Origin of the sequence: Labilibaculum sp. (assembly GCF_041595635.1) — a bacterium.
Taxonomy (GTDB): Bacteria; Bacteroidota; Bacteroidia; order Bacteroidales; family Marinifilaceae; genus Labilibaculum.
In genome coordinates this window covers 22,386-41,120 of sequence record NZ_JBFHJW010000038.1, presented here as the reverse complement: position 1 = coordinate 41,120, position 18,735 = coordinate 22,386, and the positions used below count along the sequence as shown (strand labels likewise).

The window sequence follows — 18,735 nt, the reverse complement described above, 5'->3', positions numbered from 1 at the left end:
ACCCATTGTCCTGACCTTTTTCCTCCTTTAGTTGCCCTGGCAGCTCATTGCACCGGAGAAAGCAGAATTAAAGGAGTACACCGCTTAGAGCATAAGGAAAGCAATCGTGGTTTAGTGCTGAAGAAAGAATTCTTAAAAATTGGAGTTCCTATTCGCATCGAAGGCGATGAAATGATCATTCCGGGTGGTAAAGTAGAAGGTGGATTAGCAAAAAGCAATAACGATCACCGTATCGCCATGGCTCTTGCCGTGGTCGCATTAGCCTCTCCTAGTCCTATTGAAATTGGTCAGCACGAATGCGTTGCTAAATCCTATCCTGAATTCTTTACGGATTTACGCAAAATTGGTGGTGGTGTCGCACAATTTTATTTCGATAGTCAGTTTGTGTAAATAGATAAAAAAATTGAATAGAGACTCAATTGAAATTGTTGAAATGATAATTGTTAGTGCCTGTTTAGCGGGTTGTAAATGCCGATACGATGGAAAAAGCAACGAAGTAGCAGAAATAAAAAAGCTCGTTCTTGAAAATAAAGCCATCGCTCTTTGCCCTGAAGAATTAGGAGGTTTACCTACACCAAGAATACCTTGCGAACAGGTTAAAATCAATAATGAATTTAAAGTAATTGGTCAAGATAAAAATGACTATACTCGAGAATTTACCAAAGGAGCAAAAATAGTGGTAAATGTGGCAAAAGCCCTAAATTGCAAAATTGCAATTTTAAAAGCCAACAGTCCCTCTTGTGGATACGGACAAATATACGATGGTAGTTTCACAGGGAAACACACAAAAGGCAACGGGATTACCTCTTATCTACTAGCGAAAAATGGAGTACAGATACTGAATGAAGAAAATTTTCATTCCATACTTAACCTTAAAAATTAAACATTAGCTATTTTCACCAAATACTAATGATTGAATTCTAATAACGACAATAAATGAATAATTTTGGAAGAATATTTAGACTAAGCATATTTGGAGAATCTCATGGAAAAGGTGTTGGGATAACGATTGATGGATGTCCTTCAGGAATCGACCTTAGCGATGAAGATCTTTTGCAGGATTTAAGCCGCAGAAAATCAGGCGCAAGAGGGACAACTCCAAGAATAGAAGCCGATATGCCAAGCATATTGAGTGGAACCTTCGAAGGAAAAACTACCGGAGCTCCTTTAATCATCCTATTCCATAATAAGAACACCAAGTCGAAAGACTATAGTAATTTATTGGACAGTCCACGTCCCGGTCATGCCGATTTTGTGGCTCAGCATAAATTTGGAAAACACAACGATTATACTGGAGGAGGACATTTCTCGGGAAGAATTACCCTTGGAATAGTCGCTGCTGGAGTGGTTGCCAAGAAAATTCTAGGCAACGTAAAAATTGATGCCAAGCTTACCGAAGTGGGCGGAAAAACCGATTTCGATGCTGCCGTTGAGGAAGCATTGCTACAACACGATTCTGTAGGAGGAATCGTAGAATGCAAAGCCAATAATCTTCCTATCGGCTATGGAGAACCCTTCTTCGATTCTGTTGAATCGCTGATCTCCCATCTGATTTTTGCCATTCCTGCTACCAAAGGAATTGAATTCGGATCTGGTTTTGCTGCTGCAAAAATGAAAGGCTCAGAACACAACGATAATTTCATTGATGAAAGTGGAAAAACCGAGACCAATCATGCCGGAGGAATTAACGGAGGAATCACCAATGGAAATGAATTGGTATTCCGTGTTGCCATAAAGCCAACCTCTTCGATTGGTGTCAATCAGAAAACCATGAATTTTGCCAAAGGCAAAGTAGAAGATTTACTGATTGAAGGTCGACACGATGCCTGCATTGCCTTACGTGTTCCGGTAATTATTGAGGCAATTACAGCAATTGCTTTAGCCGATCTTAAATTACTTTACAAAGCCAGAATCTAGGCACAATCTTCAAAATATAATTAAGCCCCATAGAAAATATTTTGTGGGGTTTATCAATGTCATTAAATTTCAAAACTATCCTTCCAAATGATCGCAAATAAATGGTAAATGCTTCACTTATTATTTTCTAATTAGCAATAATATTATTATTTTTATTATTCAACTCACAAATCAGTAAAATACGTAAGATATGACAAATAAGCCAATGGAGGTAGAAATGAACATCCGAATTCAAGCCTATGATATTGATGTGATGGGAATTGTAAGCAACATTGTATACATCCGTTGGTTTGAAGATTTGCGAATGTTATTCCTAGAAGAACATTATCCATACGAAGAAATGATTGCTACCAGAATTTCTCCTATTTTGATAAAAACAGAGGCCAACTATAAATCACCTCTCACCATTCACGATCATCCTATTGGAACCTGTACCATTAAAAATATGGGTTCCAGCAAATGGGAAATGGAGTTTGAAATTAAAAACGGAGAAGTGCTGCACTGTAAGGGAAAACAAGTAGGTTGTTTTTATAATTTAGAAAGAAAAAGACCTTCTTTGGCACCAGAACGATTGCTGGAAGCATGGCAGAAAGCACAAAAAGATCTTGTCGAACATTAGACCATAAAAAAGATATTCCATCCTACTTGTTTAGAATTAATAAATTGCAAGAAGCAAGTAGGAATTGAAAGAACCTTCTCCCTCCCTTTGAGCGTTCTTCACAATTGATCCGATTCCTTACACGAAACTTTTACAGCATGTTTTGCGCGCCTTCATGTAATAAAAATACTTGGCAAGCTTTTCCTCCTATACAATTCAATCGTATAGTAAAATTAGATTCGGAACAGAAAAAATACATGCAGAAGCAATTAGCATTAGAAATGCAAAACCTTAGTTTGCAAAACTAAGAGAAATATCCTTAGAATTTCTATTTAAAGCATTCCTACTCTTAATTGTAATTATATTGGAATACCTAATGCCAAATAGGGTAAATAGGGTAAATAGGCGATATTCATCAAAAACTACTGGAATTATTCAAATCTTTCCCAAAAAAACCTCTAACCCTACAATTTTACCCCGCATCAATACCATGTTCCAAATGACAGAATGATGTAAATTTGTAATTGTAATTCAGAAGTGAAGAAAATCAGTTATTAAGAGTCTTAAAAGTTATTTTACCAATCTTACAAATACAGTTCAATATGAAAGCAATAGGATACAAAAAAAACGGAGCCATCGGTGCAGCCGACTCACTCGTTCAATTTGAAACAGCTATTCCAGAACTTGGTGCTCGTGATCTTTTAGTTGAAATAAAAGGCATATCAATGAATCCAGTTGATGTAAAAATACGAAGCAACGTAGCTCCCGAATCAGGCCTTAAAATTATTGGTTACGATGCTGCTGGTCTTATAAAACAAGTAGGGAGTAAAGTCAGCAAATTTAAAGTTGGCGACGAAGTTTTTTATGCTGGCGATCTTACCCGTCCCGGTACCAACTCGGAATTTCATGCCGTAGACGAGCGCATTGTGGGCAGAAAACCAAAATCACTGGACTTTGCCGAAGCTGCTGCTTTGCCATTAACTTCGATTACAGCATGGGAACTGCTTTTCGAATCTCTTGGAGTAGCTGAAGGACAAGGAGAAGGCGAAAGTTTACTAATTATTGGTGGTGCTGGTGGTGTTGGATCCATACTGATTCAATTGGCAAAGAAATTAACTAAACTTAACGTTATAGCAACTGCTTCGCGCCCTGATACCATAGCCTGGACTCAAAAAATGGGTGCCGATCATGTAATTAACCACCGTGAATCCTTGGTTGATCAGGTAAAAGAATTGGGACTACAACCTCGTTATGTGGCTTCCTTGAACGGAACCGAGCAACATTTTCCTGCTATTGTTGAATTGATAAAACCTCGCGGACACATGGCCTTAATCGACGATCCAAAATCAATAGATATACTTAAGGGAAAACAAAAAGCACTCCATTTCAGCTGGGAATTCATGTTCACACGCTCTATGTTTCAAACAGATGACATTGAAAAACAACACGAGCTACTAAATCGAGTATCGAAAATGATCGACGAAGGTGAATTGATCTCTACCATGACCAATAATTTGGGTTTACTCTCGGTAGATACATTAAAAGAAGCTCACATTCAGCAAGAAAGTGGCCGTGTGATTGGTAAAAATGTATTGAATGGATTTGCCTAAACATTAAGAGCAAAGACAAAAAAATAAGATTTTCACTTTAAAGTGATATTGGACCTGACTCGTTTTTAAGAACCTGTCAGGTCTTTTTTTGATTCCGCCTCCCTACTAATTGTACTCATATTAGCTACACAGTGATTGTAATAGTATAAATATCATCAAAACATGCTAATAAGAATATTTTAAACGAACACTAGCACAAACAACCAATATAAATACAATTAAAGGTGTTTTTCTTACAATACTTTACCTCTTCCTGTTGCCTAAATTTGCATTATCAATAATTCATAAACGAGAAACTAATTGGATAAACTTAGGCACAGGTATACATTGAAAAAGATTTAGGAATGCCAACAAAACCGGTTTTAATTCAATCTGGAAAATCAACACGATCTCCCTGAATATTTGATTAGTCTGCAATTCAATAATCAAACAATATTTTATCAAACTCAAAAAAACAAACAAAATGACAAATTGGAAAGAAGTAAACGACACTTTAACAGAATTACTACAACTTGAAACTAAAATTGTAGCAATCAAAAGAATGGAAAATAAAGATGGTTTAAAAGATATTTCCGGATTGGAAAAACCATTGGAATTACCTTCGATGATGCAACTCCCCTGGCTGAAAAAATGCAATTGCGTTACCGTTGTTTAAGAATTCAAGGATTGGCTCCTACCGATAAGAATCAGATTGACAGCGAAGCAAAAGGTTTTGCCGGATTTTGGTACGACAATGCCGAAACAGCAAAAAAAGAATTAGTAAGCTATCCAAAACCATCCGCTATCGAAGCCTTGGCATATAGTCCGCTAGAAGAAAAAATTGACCCGGATTATGTTTTGATCTATGCAAATGGGGCTCAAATAACATTCCTAATGAATGATTATCAGTATTTTACCGGAGAGAGAATTCAGGGTGATTTTACTGGAGAAGGTTCTTGTGCAGATGCACTACCACGTAGCGTAGTTACCGGAAAACCTTCACTTTGTTTGCCTTGTGTGGGAAAAAGAGGTTTTGGCTTGGTAAACAATGATGAAATGGTAATTGCAATACCTGCCGATAAGTTGGAAACAACCCTAAAAGGCTTACAAACTTTAAAGGGTAACGGATTATCATATCCTATGGGGCCGTTTGGGGAAGCTGATATGGATGTTACTCCATTATTCGAAGCTTGGTATCCTGTTCAGGAATAAATGGAGTTTATGCCCAAACTCATCCCGATGCTTATAACAAGGCAGCCATTCAAGAACTTATCGAACAAACAGAAAAAATAATTACTTAAAAATTAGCATATCAAGTTAGCGATCGGGAATCAGTAGCCACTAGCTTGTTTTGATTCCTGAATCAAATTAAAAAGAGATGAATTATACAGGACCCGTTTACAGGCCTCCCTACGAGGCAAATACACTCCTGCTGCAAGTGACAGTAGGATGTGCACACAACAAATGTACCTTTTGTACCATGTATCGCGATGTGAAATTTTCAGTTGATAAAATGGATCAGGTGGAAAAAGATTTGCAGGAAGCACAAGCAAATTATCCTAACGTAAAGCGAATCTTTTTGGTTAATGGAGATGCATTCGTTCTATCAGGGAATCGCTTAAAGGCAGTTGCCGAAATGATTCACAAATACCTGCCCGAGGTAGAGATCATTACCATGTATGCGTCGATTAATAACGTTATGGGCAAGACCGACGAAGAGCTGTCGGAATTGAAAAAGCTGGGTATTGGTGATTTATGGGTTGGTGTAGAAACTGGTTTGGGCGATGCGCTCGACTACTTAAACAAGGGCGCTTCTCTTGCCGATGCCTACGAACAGTTAGAACGTTTGAATAAGGCAGGCATTACATTTTTCTATGGATTTATGTTTGGTGCTGCGGGCAAAGGACGAGGAAGTGAAAATGCCGAAGCAAACGCGAAGCTGATTAATCAGGTGAAACCTTTAGGGATTGTGCCAACAAGTCTGAACGCAAATGAGGGAACCCAACTAGCTAAAGATATTGAAGCAGAAACTTTCGAAATGGCTAGCTAAAGAGAAGTACTCGAGGAACAAAAAAAAACACTAGAGCTGGTAGATGTGGATACCTACTATATGGGCATTCATATCATAAACTCGGTAAGTTTCGATGCTCAATTGCCAAGAGACAAACATGCAGCCATCGATAAGGTTAATTCCCTTATTTCACAAACGAATGAGACAATACTAAATAGTGTGCCAGAAAGACACTCTATTTAATAAACATAGTAAACACATGAATAAATTCTAACCCCATCGAACGGACAACACAAACTACTGTCCGTTCTTTTTGTATATTAATCTTATCATTAAATTTCCACACCGCATTTTCGTAAAAACCCAAGGTCGAAACTGCTCTCTTACCTTCTTACTAAAATTTATTTTTATGAATTAGTTTCGAATTTATCGTGTGATTTTTTCCCTATAATCCGGGAGATTCAGCAGTATCCCTATATTATATTTTGAAGCTAAAAACTATAAAAACATAAAAATCAAACAAAAAAAACTCGCTAACATATAAAAATTGATTCTTAGTTTATTTCAGGCTTACAATCCTTCAAATGTGAAAGAATAAAACTGCGCCTAAATGGTAGAAGAAAATCCCTAATATAGCTAAAGCAATTTAACCGTTTACCAAGTAAAGTTCTAATTTAATGTTAATTAAGAACACTCTTCAGATAAATTTAAAAGAGGGTAACCATTCATCATTAAGCCATTTTGATCATTTTTCCTCATTTTATAATAGGGGGTACTATTGGTCCAAATAGATTTTTTTTGTCTACACCCTTGAAATTGAAAAACCTTCAAAAAATTAACATTTGTCCACTAACATGAGAAAAAACAGTATATAAAAGCTACATTTTCTTTATATTTGCGCGTCGTAGAAATACAATCAACTATCCTAACATAGAATCTTAATAATTTAAAATTTATATAATAATTAAACAATGAGCAATCAGGACAAAGCATTTTTTGGACATCCTATGGGATTGTCAACATTATTTGCCACAGAAATGTGGGAAAGATTTAGCTACTATGGGATGCGCGCCCTCTTAGTGCTATTTTTAACAGCCGAATTTGCTACAGGAGGTTTCGGATTAGATCGAGAAGAAGCCTTTACCATTTATGGTATTTTTACTGGTTTAGTTTATGTGACGCCTTTATTAGGTGGAATTCTTGCCGATAAATTTTTAGGGCAGCGTATGACCATTTACATTGGTGGTTTAACCATGGCTATTGCACAGTTTATGTTAGCTGCTTCAGCTATTCCTGGCGATAATATTGAATCTCGTCAGTTTTGGTTTTATGCTGGTTTAGGTGTTTTAATATTGGGTAACGGTTTCTTTAAACCCAATGTTTCAACCATAGTTGGTGACTTGTATGAAAATAATGATCCACGTAAAGATGGTGGTTTTACTATTTTTTACATGGGAATTAACCTAGGTGCATTTTTATCTCCTTTTGTAGCAGGTTACCTTGGTGAAAAAATTGCTTGGGAATTTGGTTATTTATCTGCTGGTATTGGAATGCTTATTGGTGTTACATGGTTTATTTGCAGAGCAGAAAAAACATTAGGACATATTGGACTACCTCCTAAAATGAAAGATGGAATAACCAGACTACACACTATTGATTGGGGAAAAATCTTACTATATGTTTTCGTTATTGTTTTTGGTGTGATTGGATTTATGAAAGGTTGGGCTGCTTTATCAGAAGGTTCTCAAGATTTAATTCCAAAAATTGTTGGAGCCATTGCTGCAGTATACCTAACTATTTCTATCTTCAGAGGTACTGAAGGTAAAGATCAATGGGCTCGTGTTGCAGTTATTTTGGTACTTGCTTTCTTTAATATATTTTTCTGGGTTGGCTTTGAACAAGCCGGTACTACTTTTAATATGTTTGCGGCCGATAACACAGATAGAATGATGGGTAGTTTTGAAATTCCAGCTTCATGGTTTCAGTCTATTAACGCTATTTTTATTGTGATTCTTGCTCCTCTATTTTCAATAATATGGCTTAAACTCGATAAAGTTAAATTAAATCCCAAAACCCCATTTAAATTTGCTTGGGGAATGATGTTGCTATCTATAGGTGCAGCTGTAATGGCCGTTGCTGACAGTATTTCAAATGGTGCACAAGGTCTCGTTCTAGTATCTCCTCTCTGGTTATCTTTAGTTTATTTGATTTTTACCATGGGAGAACTTTGTATTTCTCCAATTGGATTATCGATGGTAACAAAACTAGCTCCTCCAAAATTAGTTTCTACTTTGATGGGTGTTTGGATGTTCTCTTTTGCATTTGGAAACTTCGGAGCTTCGCAAATGGAGAAATTATCAAAATCTATGGAAGTTATCTCAGGACAACCTGTAAATGTATTTTGGTTTGTAGCTGCAATTACTGGAGCTGCTACCGTACTATTATTCATTTTAGGCCCTTGGTTAAGTAAGATGATGAAAGGAATCAACTAAGAATAGTTAATTCAAAATATATAAGCCCGCTGATTAATTTCAGTGGGCTTTATTTTTTTAATATCTGACTCGTAGATCAAATATTACCCTCTGTAGAAAATGAGATCAATTCTATTGATTTCATTTTCTCGCTATTAATTGTCTATATAATTTTGTAATCACAAATTAAAGTAATTTCAGAAAATTATATATACACCTACAGTTAGGTCACAAAATTAATTTATAAATGAACAATTAAGAGATGTTGAGTTTAACCCACTACATCCAATTAACTACAAACAAGAATTATGAATTATCAAAGATTAACTAAAATTGGCATACTTGCCATAGGATTAGCCATTTTTACTGCTTGTGGCTCTCAGCCAAACAACAAAAAGAACCAAGGAAATGGTGAACATCGCGGGGGGAAAATGCCAACTGCAACTGAATTAATGTCTGAAATGGATACCAATAAGGACGCAAAATTATCGGAAAGTGAAGTAAAAGGACCTTTACAAAATGATTTTTCAAAGATTGACACAAATAGCGATGGCTTTTTAGACATTGATGAATTAAAAAATGCCCCTAAACCACAAGGTGCTCCTAAAGATCAAAAACCACAAAACTAGTAACAAGCATTGATGAATACCTAGCAAAAATGAGCAAGTGGTATTTTAGCAATTTCTCATTATAATTTTAACCATAATGAAAAAGATGATATTCATCATGAGGATAAGTTTGCTCAAATTGCAAGAAAAGAAAAATCAATTAATAATACATTATACACCCACAATTATCTAAAAAATGAATAAAAGTCCATTTAAAATTATTTTATTATTGTTTAGCATATTATTTCTTACAAATTGCGATGATGATACGGTTGAGGATACTGATGCCACAGAAACAGAAACAGAAACAGAAGACACTTCTGATGGAATCATAAACGATGATTACACAGTTGGTTTGTTATTAAGTACCGACGATGCCTATGATGGCTATACCTTGTTCTACCCCCTTAGTAGCTCAACTACCTATTTAATTAATAACTGTGGAGAATTGGTACAAACCTGGTCTTCCGATTATACGTCACAGGCGGCATATCTTTTGGAAAATGGTAACTTGTTACATACCGTATTTGTAACGCCTGTAAATAGTGAATTTGACGAAGGTGGTGGAGAAACCGGTCGAGTGGAAATGATTGATTCGGATGACGAACTTGTATGGTACTATGAGGTAAACACCTCTACAACATTTATGCATCATGATGCTGAATATATTGATGCTACAGGTAATATTTTGGTAATGGTTTGGGAAAAGCATACCGCTGCAGAAGCGATTGCCGCAGGGTACTCTGGCAATAAGGCACTCTGGTCTGAGCGAATTTTAGAAATAGACCCAGATTTAGCCGCGGGCAGTGGAGGAACTATTGTTTGGGAATGGGACGCCTGGGATCATTTAATTCAGGATGAAAATGAAGATGAAGAAAATTTTGGTATAGTAGAAGATAATCCTCAATTACTGAACTTAAACTATGATACTAGTGCTGATCAGGAATATAAAGCTGATTGGTTACACTGTAATGCTGTGGATTATAATGCTGATTTAGATCAGATTATTCTTAGCTGCCGTTTATTTAGTGAATTCTGGATTCTTGACCATTCGACTACAACAGAAGAAGCTGCATCGCACTCAGGAGGAACTTATGGAAAAGGCGGTGATATTCTTTATCGTTGGGGAAATCCACAGACTTATGATAGAGGCGACGAAAACGATCGTATGCTTTATTTACAACATGATGCAAATTGGATTGATGATGATTATGAAGATGGAGGTCAGGTTATGGTATTTAACAATCAGGCAGGTTACTATGCAACTAGTAATTATTCAACAGTAAATGTTATTAATACGAATGTAAATACTGATGGTTCCTATTCCATTCAAAGTGATAGTACTTATTTGCCAACAGATTTTACATGGACCTATATGGCAAATACTCCAAGTGATCTTTATTCATCCATGATTTCAGGAGCACGTCGTCTTCCAAATGGAAATACCATGATATGTGAAGGAATGAGTGGAACATTTTATGAAGTTACTTATGATGGCGAAATTGTTTGGGAATACATCAATCCTGTTGATGCAACTGGTATTCTTGATCAATATGATACTCCTAGCAGTAATCTGACCTTCCGCTGTAACCGCTATGGTACCGATTATGCTGGACTTGACTATTACGATTTAACTTCTCAGGGAACTATTGAAAGTGGTTCAGATTACGACTGTTCCGATTGTGATTAGATAGTAGCTGTATAGCTTCTCGAAAAATTAGAATAGCAAACACTATATCACAAATTTTGCACAAGATTAGCGGAGTACCTACTACAATAGTATGTACTCCGCTTTCGGTTTAATACAAATCATATCGGCAAGAATTAATAGGTCTTATAGAATAAAACAGAACTAATTTTCTACTCAAAATTTATTGCTGTAAAACTGATCATACTCAAGCAAGCCTCTTATCAGCCATTTTAAAAAAATCATTAAATTCGCAGCACTTATTAAAAATCAATAAGCATGTTCAACTTACTCAACATAAACAAAGAGTCGAGTAAGGAAGAAATTTTAAAAGAACTCTTGAAAAAATTCAATCATCTACTAGGTTCAGATGGCAACTCTTCCTACATGAATATGTATGCCGACGATTTCCGCCAAGGCTTAGTAACGCAGACTCGCTTTTCGGAATACGATATTTACAACATCTTAAATGAAGCCTGTGATATCAGTTGGAAAAATCAGGTAAAGGGCTAAAACAGAACCCTTGCAACGAAAAAAGAATAAACTTTGTGGTGGCGTTTTATTGTTGAGTTCGCAACATACTTTTCGCAGAGGCCTTTTTAATCGTTTTATCCATAAAGCTGCCCGAAAAGATCAGTCCACCGATAATGCCCATAAAAATGTAGGAAACCTGCTCTCCTGTATTGTTCTCAACTCCCGGAGCGTCTAGAAAAAAACTACTTAAACCAATAAATGCCTTACTACCTGGTACCAGCATCACAATTCCTGGCACTAAAAATACCAAAGGAGGCGTTTTAGTAATTTTACCAAAGAGTTTACTAACGCTTACTGCCACTATGGTTCCAATAAAAATACTCACCAAAAGTCCGGTAAAAGCAAAAAGTGTAGTACTATAAAAACTAGCAAAACCAGCCATCACACAATAAATAATATCTTTACGTCGCACTTTAAAAACCACCGACAGACCAAAGGCCAGCCCCATAATAGCAATATAATCAAGAGATTCAGGAACATCATTCACTGCCTGATTAGGCTGCAAATCGACAAACAATGGCAGAATGGCCAATGCCAAAACAACACCAAAAAACTGCTTAAACAAAGAAACCAATGCATCAAAAAGTTTTGCAGTACCCGAAACCAAACTCCGCGAAGTAATTTCTTCCAAAGCTGTTGTAATGGATAAACCAGGAATAAATACAATAATAGAAGCCAAAATGGTCATGGAAATATCGATCTGCTGAAAATACATAGAAAGCAAACCGGTAATTATAGTCGCAATAAAGGCAACCAAAGATTCCAATGCACTACGAATGTAACCCGACTTTCGAGCCAAAATAGTTAACCCAAAAAGAATAGCCCCAATTAAAGAAGCAGTAATTGTCGAAGCCCAGCTAGTATCTAAAATCATACTGAAGGAGCCTGCCGAAACCATATAAGCAATTAACTCGGCTACTTTTCCAAAACCAAAGGTAGTTGTTTTTAAATCAGAGATAGCTAGCTTCGCTTCCGAAAAGGTGCTTCTGTTATCAATTACATCATTGGTAATTTCAACGATACGCGATAAAGCCCCCAAATTTAATTCACCAGGTGGCACACACTCCACGTAGTTATAGGTTTGCTCTTCCTCCTCAAAAAACACATAATTAATCCAGGTAGGAGTATCCATAAAACTCCCTTTAATCCCCTTTTTCTCTGCTATATCGGTAAGGTATATTTGCGATTTGTACGAAGGGACCCCGTGGGTATGCAAAGCCTTACCTAACTGCACTATGAATTTGTATTGTCCTGGGACATGCATGATGATGATTTAAAACTAATTTTTAATAAACGGCTGCAAAAGTACAATTTATTTGTTCGTAGCAAATGTTTAAACCTACTTTTCTACATTATTTATGAAAATAAAAAATAAGCAGATACAAGAACGGTAAAACACAATCAATTAGAACGCTACAAAGGCATATTTTCCAGTAAAAAATTACAGATACTTTGGTCTGTAATTTATTTTTTCCATCCTCATAAAAAATTTATCAATAATCGAGGATAACGAGAGCCAATATGCATTACTTTTGCAGCTTCAAACAATCAAATCAATAAATGAAACGAAGCTTATGCCACAAGTTCTCTATGTCAAATGAACTTCAACTGAGTCGTTTTCTCCTGATCTTAATCGGGATAATCATTAACAACCAAATTTTTATCAGATGAACTCTATTTTTAAACCTAAATTATTCACTGTACTAAAAGGCTATGATGCACAAGCCTTTCAGAGGGATCTATTTGCAGGAATTATTGTAGGTATCGTAGCCCTTCCTTTAGCCATTGCTTTTGCCGTTGCCTCGGGTGTTTCACCAGAAAAAGGTCTTATTACAGCCATTATTGCAGGTTTCACTATTTCCCTTTTGGGAGGAAGTCGTGTACAGATTGGTGGCCCTACTGGTGCTTTTATTGTTATTGTTTATGGAATTGTGGAACAATATGGAATTGATGGATTAATGATTTCTACTTTTCTAGCAGGTATCTTCCTAATCATTTTTGGTCTTCTTCGTTTGGGATCAGTCCTAAAATTTATTCCTCATCCATTAATAGTTGGATTTACATCAGGTATCGCCCTGGTAATTTTTTCTACCCAAATAAAAGCTGCTTTTGGTCTGCAAATTGATAAAGTTCCTTCCGAATTTCTTGCCAAATGGAGCTGTTACTTCACCAACCTATCAAGTCTTAATATCTATTCCATAGCCATAAGTGGCGGCACCATTCTTTTAACCGTCTTTGCGGGCAAGTGGATCAAAAAAATTCCTGGTTCTTTCATTGCAATCATCCTAATGACTGCATTGGTTCAAATATTTGATGTTCCTGTGAATACCATTGAAACAGTTTACGGCAGCATTCCAAATTCATTTCACTTCAGTTTGCCTGCTATCGATTGGACAAATGTACCCAACTATTTTCAACCTGCTATCACCATTGCAATTTTAGGAGCTATTGAATCACTATTATCTGCTGTGGTTGCCGATGGTATGATTGGAGGCAACCATCGTTCCAATACCGAACTAATTGCCCAAGGTATTGCCAATATCTTCTCTCCTATTTTTGGAGGTATTCCTGCAACAGGAGCAATTGCACGTACGGCTACCAATGTTAAAAATGGTGGTAGAACTCCAGTGGCAGGTATCATTCACGCCTTCACCTTACTACTCATCATGTTAGTATTTGGTAAATGGGCAAAACTAATTCCCATGTCGTGTTTGGCTGGAATCCTAATTGTAGTTTCTTATAATATGAGTGAATGGCGTTCGTTCCGTTCTATTCTAAAAGGCTCAAGATTCGATATCATTGTGTTGCTAACCACTTTTTTCCTTACTGTTTTAGTCGACTTAACTGTTGCCATCGAAATTGGAATTGTATTGGCTTCCTTGATCTTCATGTACCGTATGTCTAAAATAAACGGCGTATTCCAACCCGAATTGGAAACAGATGAAATTCAAACTTACAGTCAAATTCCAAAAGAAATTGAGATTTATGAAATAAGTGGACCTTTCTTTTTTGCTGCAGCCAAACGATATCAGGAACTACTAGGAGATTTAAAGAGTTCTACTTCTGTACTTATCGTTCGTATGCGTCACGTTCCCTTTATGGATAATACTGGGGTACGTAATTTCACTGAAATCATTAAAGATTTGGAAAGACGAAAAACAAAAGTAATTTTATCGGGAGTAAATGCTGATGTACTGAAAGAACTTCGCAACAGTCAGATTCAACATCTGATTAACGAAGAACATATTTTCGATAATTTCGACGATGCAGTCAAAAGAGCCCAAACATTGATATAAAATATCGCTTTATAATAATAAAAACCGGAGCCTTGAAATTTTCTTTCAGACTCCGGTTTTTTCATCCTAAAAAGCTCAACTATAAAACATGAAAAATCATTTAATTAAGTACTGCAGTTTGTAAGGCCTTCAAAATCATATCAGGAACTCTTTGTGGTTTTCTCGTCAATCTATCTACAAAAACCACCGTTGTACTCGCCTGACATATTTTCTCTTTATTTTCATTCTCGAATACAAATTCAAATCTAAAACGTGTATTTGGTAGTTCTCTAATAAAGGTATGAATGGTCAATTCCTGATCGTATCCAGAAGGTTTTATATATTTTAAATTCATTTCAATCACCGGAAGCATAATGTTGTTTTCCTCCAATATTCTATCGTTTATCTCAAACTGTCGCAACAACTCGGTTCTAGCCTGATGACAATAGCTTACATAATTGGCATGATATACATAGCCCATTTGGTCGACCTCATCATATCTAGGTCTTATTTTATATTCTCCTTCAATCATCCTACTGTTCTATTTTACTCTCCATTTTGGCAATTATCTTCCAAAGATCTGAAAGTATAAGTCCAATTTCCGAATTCTGATTATATTCTAATATTGTTTTTCTCTCCACCATGGAATAAACCAACTCCTTTGAAAAAGGAATTTTTCCCATTAATTTAACCTTCGAACTGGCGAAAAACTGTTCCATTTGAGCTGTGATTTCCAAATTGATATCAAATTTATTGATTAGAGCATACATGGGAATATCAAATGATTGAATCAATTCTACCAAACGCAATACATCATGAAAACCTGATTTACTAGGCTCTGTAACCAAAACAATGGCATCAGTTCCCGTAATAGATGCAATGGCAGCACAGCCGATCCCCGGAGGTCCATCATTAACAATAAAGTCGGCATTCATTCCCACAGCAATCTCTCTTGCGCTCTTGCGGATTTGAGTGACTAATTTGCCAGAATTTTCCTCTCCAGGTCCCATTTTTGCATGAACCAACGGACCAAAACGCGTATCGGATACATACCAATGATTGTTCGTACTTCGTTTGGAAGTAATAGCTTGAGCTGGACAAATACGTTCGCAAAGGCGACAACCTTCACAGGCAAATGGATCAATTTCTAATCCTCCATCCATTTTGTAGCCAATAGCATCAAATCTGCAATGTTCTTTACACAATCCACAATTGGTACACAAATCGGTATCTATAGATGCAATCCAAGCTGCATCAAACACATGAATTTCCCTGTTTTCTGGCTGAAAAATAATGTGAAGATCTGCTGCATCAACATCAGCATCTACAAAAACAGTATTTTGAACTAATGAAGCCAAAGCCGCCGTTATGCTGGTTTTTCCTGTTCCCCCCTTGCCACTAAGAATCGTTATCTCCTTCATACTAATTCATCTTTTGTTTCAAATACTCAATTACTTTCCGATACTCTTTTGCAAACTCTATAGGAACACTCTTCACAATTTTACCCTTGGCATATAAACTCGCATATTCTTTACTAAAGGGAATTTCACCCAATAGCATTATGTCTTCTTCTTTCAGGTATTCATAAATTTCCGAATCGCCTAATCCAGCTTTATTCACAAATACCCCAAAATCTTTGTTTACCTCGCGCAACAAATCAACAGTCAATTTTAAATCGTGCACTCCAAAAGGAGTTGGTTCCGTTACAAGAATCACATAGTCGGCATCCGAAATGGTCTCTACAACAGGACAACTTGTTCCCGGAGGAGCATCGTAAATAAGAATATCATATTCTCCATCCAAATTGTTTTTCAGATCTTTAATCAACATGGTTTGCAAAGGTGATCCTACCCGAAGATTTCCTTCCATTACACTTCTATCATTGTCCACCAAACAGCTACTTACTGTTCCTATATTGTTATTTACCTCGTGTATTGCATCGAACTCACAAGCCACAAAACAAGCACCACAAGAATGGCACAAATCTTTATTTACAGTAGCATATTGCATCGATGGTACCATAACAATGGCATTGAATTCACAATAATCCTCACATTTTTTGCAAAATGTACATTTCGAAGTATCAATCTGAGGAATTATTTGCTCCACTTTTTTTTCGCTTTTCACCGAAAAATTCTGAAAAAACAAAAGATCGTTGGGTTCCTCAACATCACAATCGATCAATTGTACACTATGTGTCCAATTTTCGTAAATGAAAGAAAACAAATTCACTGCAACAGTTGTTTTACCTGTTCCTCCCTTGCCACTTGCAATGGCTATTTTTAATGACATAATTACCTCTTTCTATTATTTTTGATGATCAAACTCCCCCTGAAAACTCCTAACATTTCAGCAATTACATCGCATTTAGCCATGAGCATAAAATAGAGAGATTCCCTTTTTTCATCCATCAAACCTTCAAAGTTTCCTTGTCCTTTCGAAATCACAACATCTGCATTTTTATACAAATCCTGAAACTCTTTCGTGCAATTCTCCACCAAGGTTGAAGGAGCATCGTAACCATTAGAAATGACTTGACAAACATCCTGCATTCCTACCTGATTTGCATCCTCAAGAGTCACATCGTTAATAATTGGATTTCCCCGAACAGCATACACCAGGTTTGGATGATTTAAGCATTGAATAAAAAGCTTATCGAAAACAATTTCGCCAGCATTATCGCCTAAATACAAAACGGAATCGGCCTTTTGAATAGCAGCAAATAGTTCTGCCCTATCATCTATCTCCAAATCAAGAGCCAATAGATCATTAATAGTTGCTGGAATATCTGAAGGAACCGTGTGCGCACCATAATCAATAATATTACCAACAACAGCAAGTTTAGCAGCTAAGGCCAAAGAATTATTCTGTTCATTAATAAAGACATTCCACTTTTCATACTGCGAAGAGAGAATGCTATTTGCGTGCTTTTTCTCTTCCGTGTACAAATCATCATTCTGAATTTTCTTTTTGGCCAAACGATGAATCAATAAAGCCAAATTAGGGTTTGAAAGATGCCTGCAATTGGCAAGCAGATGTTCTGCTTCAGACGAGAATTCGCACGCTACTTTTTCTGAAAGGCTGAACTTATCAGTAAGCAAACCAACAGTTTTCATATGACAAGTCAAACACCGATTATCCATATTTAGTGATTGCAATAGTTCGCTGTAAACTCAATGCTTTCATTCAGGAAACCAGCGACTAATTCTTTGGCCTCTTTTTGTGGAGCTCCAACAAATACGTTCACATTGTGCTTGTTAAAAATTTGAATAGCTTGATTTCCCATACCACCAGCTATAACATCAGTAACGCCTAAATTAGCTAAAAATGGAGGCAATAATCCTGGTTCATGTGGTGGTGCCGCAACAAGTTCTTCAGTTATTATTGCCTTATCATCTACATCAATTAGTGCAAAATGAGAACAGTGACCAAAATGTCCATCTAAAATTCCGTTTTTTACAGGAACTGCAATTTTCTTTTTCATTTGTATTCTTTTAAAATTAAATCAAGCCCAAAGCCTGAACATCAATTGTTTTTATTGTAATAGTCAAAAACACAAGAAGTTTGACTACCATCCACCACTAAAGTGACTTTAGTCAACCTCTTGTGCTTTTCCAATTAGGATTCTTTTCTTAAAGCAGAAGAGAATAATTAATTATTCATTCCTCCTCTACCTTGTCTCCTTCCACCGCGTCGCATACCAAGTCCACGTCCTCTTTCTGGAGATGTACTTTGATCTTCATTATCGGTATTTGTTGACCTATTGCTATTGCAACGGCCCATTCCTCTACCAGTTCGGGCTCCTTTACCCTCTGGTCCTTTTTGATCTAATCCAGGCATTTTTACCTCCTTTTTTAAACAGATTTACCGCTTTGTAATCTTTTTCCTTTTCCGGCACCGCATCCACCTTTTCGTTTCAAACCCAAACCTTTACCCAACTTTTTTATTAAGGTATTTTGATCTACATCTGAACATTGCCCCAATCCTCTTCCGGTTTTAGAGCCTTTGCTTTCGGGTCCTTTTCCATCTAAATGTGGCATAACAA

The 18,735-nt window shown here is 36.5% G+C and carries 21 protein-coding genes and 1 pseudogene; 14 read left to right on the top strand and 8 right to left on the bottom strand.

Features of this window, described 5'->3' with window-relative positions; genetic code table 11:
* The 13 genes and pseudogenes from ABYT26_RS11650 to ABYT26_RS11590 all read left to right on the top strand — a co-directional run.
* Positions 1 to 390: pseudogene (locus tag ABYT26_RS11650) on the top strand (hypothetical protein); the annotation flags it as partial.
* 43 nt (positions 391 to 433) lie between these two features.
* The gene (locus ABYT26_RS11645) at positions 434 to 883 is read left to right on the top strand and encodes a DUF523 domain-containing protein (protein ID WP_372754052.1); all 450 of its coding nucleotides are present in this window, start codon (positions 434 to 436) and stop codon (positions 881 to 883) included.
* Positions 884 to 936: 53 nt separating this feature from the next.
* Positions 937 to 1,917, top strand: coding sequence for a chorismate synthase (locus ABYT26_RS11640; RefSeq protein ID WP_372754050.1), 981 nt, complete (start codon positions 937 to 939; stop codon positions 1,915 to 1,917).
* A 190-nt stretch (positions 1,918 to 2,107) separates the two neighbouring features.
* Positions 2,108 to 2,536, top strand: a complete 429-nt coding sequence (locus tag ABYT26_RS11635) for an acyl-CoA thioesterase (RefSeq protein WP_372754049.1) — start codon at positions 2,108 to 2,110, stop codon at positions 2,534 to 2,536.
* 581 nt (positions 2,537 to 3,117) lie between these two features.
* Positions 3,118 to 4,125 (top strand): zinc-binding alcohol dehydrogenase family protein, encoded by a 1,008-nt coding sequence (locus ABYT26_RS11630; RefSeq protein WP_372754047.1) that lies wholly within the window; start codon positions 3,118 to 3,120, stop codon positions 4,123 to 4,125.
* A gap of 463 nt (positions 4,126 to 4,588) precedes the next feature.
* The gene (locus ABYT26_RS11625) at positions 4,589 to 4,780 is read left to right on the top strand and encodes a hypothetical protein (protein ID WP_372754045.1); all 192 of its coding nucleotides are present in this window, start codon (positions 4,589 to 4,591) and stop codon (positions 4,778 to 4,780) included.
* On the top strand, positions 4,756 to 5,316 hold the full coding sequence (locus ABYT26_RS11620) for a DUF169 domain-containing protein (protein WP_372754043.1): 561 nt from the start codon (positions 4,756 to 4,758) through the stop codon (positions 5,314 to 5,316). Before ABYT26_RS11625 ends, ABYT26_RS11620 begins: the two co-directional genes overlap by 25 nt.
* A gap of 166 nt (positions 5,317 to 5,482) precedes the next feature.
* Positions 5,483 to 6,154: a radical SAM protein gene (locus tag ABYT26_RS11615; protein ID WP_372754041.1), complete on the top strand. Its 672-nt coding sequence runs from the start codon at positions 5,483 to 5,485 to the stop codon at positions 6,152 to 6,154.
* A gap of 45 nt (positions 6,155 to 6,199) precedes the next feature.
* A complete protein-coding gene (locus tag ABYT26_RS11610; RefSeq protein ID WP_372754039.1) occupies positions 6,200 to 6,358 on the top strand; it encodes a hypothetical protein in 159 nt (52 codons plus the stop codon).
* Between the two features lie 728 nt (positions 6,359 to 7,086).
* Positions 7,087 to 8,607 (top strand): peptide MFS transporter, encoded by a 1,521-nt coding sequence (locus tag ABYT26_RS11605; protein WP_372754037.1) that lies wholly within the window; start codon positions 7,087 to 7,089, stop codon positions 8,605 to 8,607.
* A 287-nt stretch (positions 8,608 to 8,894) separates the two neighbouring features.
* Entirely contained in the window at positions 8,895 to 9,215 is a 321-nt protein-coding gene (locus ABYT26_RS11600) for a hypothetical protein (protein ID WP_372754035.1), read from the top strand.
* Between the two features lie 175 nt (positions 9,216 to 9,390).
* Complete coding sequence (locus ABYT26_RS11595) at positions 9,391 to 10,884, top strand: aryl-sulfate sulfotransferase (protein WP_372754033.1); 1,494 nt, start codon at positions 9,391 to 9,393, stop codon at positions 10,882 to 10,884.
* Between the two features lie 276 nt (positions 10,885 to 11,160).
* The gene (locus tag ABYT26_RS11590; RefSeq protein WP_372754031.1) at positions 11,161 to 11,394 is read left to right on the top strand and encodes a hypothetical protein; all 234 of its coding nucleotides are present in this window, start codon (positions 11,161 to 11,163) and stop codon (positions 11,392 to 11,394) included.
* A 46-nt stretch (positions 11,395 to 11,440) separates the two neighbouring features.
* Here the strand turns inward: ABYT26_RS11590 and ABYT26_RS11585 are convergent, their stop codons facing one another.
* Positions 11,441 to 12,679 (bottom strand): threonine/serine exporter ThrE family protein, encoded by a 1,239-nt coding sequence (locus ABYT26_RS11585; RefSeq protein ID WP_372754029.1) that lies wholly within the window; start codon positions 12,677 to 12,679, stop codon positions 11,441 to 11,443.
* A gap of 403 nt (positions 12,680 to 13,082) precedes the next feature.
* On the opposite strand from ABYT26_RS11585, the gene ABYT26_RS11580 reads away from it, so the two are divergent.
* Complete coding sequence (locus ABYT26_RS11580) at positions 13,083 to 14,711, top strand: SulP family inorganic anion transporter (RefSeq protein WP_372754027.1); 1,629 nt, start codon at positions 13,083 to 13,085, stop codon at positions 14,709 to 14,711.
* A gap of 100 nt (positions 14,712 to 14,811) precedes the next feature.
* Here the strand turns inward: ABYT26_RS11580 and ABYT26_RS11575 are convergent, their stop codons facing one another.
* The 7 genes from ABYT26_RS11575 to ABYT26_RS11545 all read right to left on the bottom strand — a co-directional run bounded on the left by ABYT26_RS11575 (position 14,812) and on the right by ABYT26_RS11545 (position 18,730).
* A complete protein-coding gene (locus ABYT26_RS11575) occupies positions 14,812 to 15,222 on the bottom strand; it encodes an acyl-CoA thioesterase (protein WP_372754026.1) in 411 nt (136 codons plus the stop codon).
* Between the two features lies 1 nt (position 15,223).
* Entirely contained in the window at positions 15,224 to 16,111 is an 888-nt protein-coding gene (locus ABYT26_RS11570; protein WP_372754024.1) for a P-loop NTPase, read from the bottom strand.
* Between the two features lies 1 nt (position 16,112).
* Positions 16,113 to 16,982: a P-loop NTPase gene (locus ABYT26_RS11565; RefSeq protein ID WP_372754022.1), complete on the bottom strand. Its 870-nt coding sequence runs from the start codon at positions 16,980 to 16,982 to the stop codon at positions 16,113 to 16,115.
* Between the two features lie 2 nt (positions 16,983 to 16,984).
* Positions 16,985 to 17,833: a DUF89 domain-containing protein gene (locus ABYT26_RS11560; RefSeq protein WP_372754020.1), complete on the bottom strand. Its 849-nt coding sequence runs from the start codon at positions 17,831 to 17,833 to the stop codon at positions 16,985 to 16,987.
* A gap of 2 nt (positions 17,834 to 17,835) precedes the next feature.
* Positions 17,836 to 18,174 carry a NifB/NifX family molybdenum-iron cluster-binding protein gene (locus ABYT26_RS11555; protein WP_372754018.1) on the bottom strand — a complete coding sequence of 113 codons (339 nt, stop codon included), beginning with the start codon at positions 18,172 to 18,174 and terminating at the stop codon, positions 17,836 to 17,838.
* A 167-nt stretch (positions 18,175 to 18,341) separates the two neighbouring features.
* A complete protein-coding gene (locus tag ABYT26_RS11550; RefSeq protein ID WP_372754016.1) occupies positions 18,342 to 18,530 on the bottom strand; it encodes a DUF5320 domain-containing protein in 189 nt (62 codons plus the stop codon).
* 14 nt (positions 18,531 to 18,544) lie between these two features.
* Positions 18,545 to 18,730, bottom strand: a complete 186-nt coding sequence (locus tag ABYT26_RS11545) for a DUF5320 domain-containing protein (protein ID WP_372754014.1) — start codon at positions 18,728 to 18,730, stop codon at positions 18,545 to 18,547.
* Between the last annotated feature and the right edge of the window lie 5 nt (positions 18,731 to 18,735).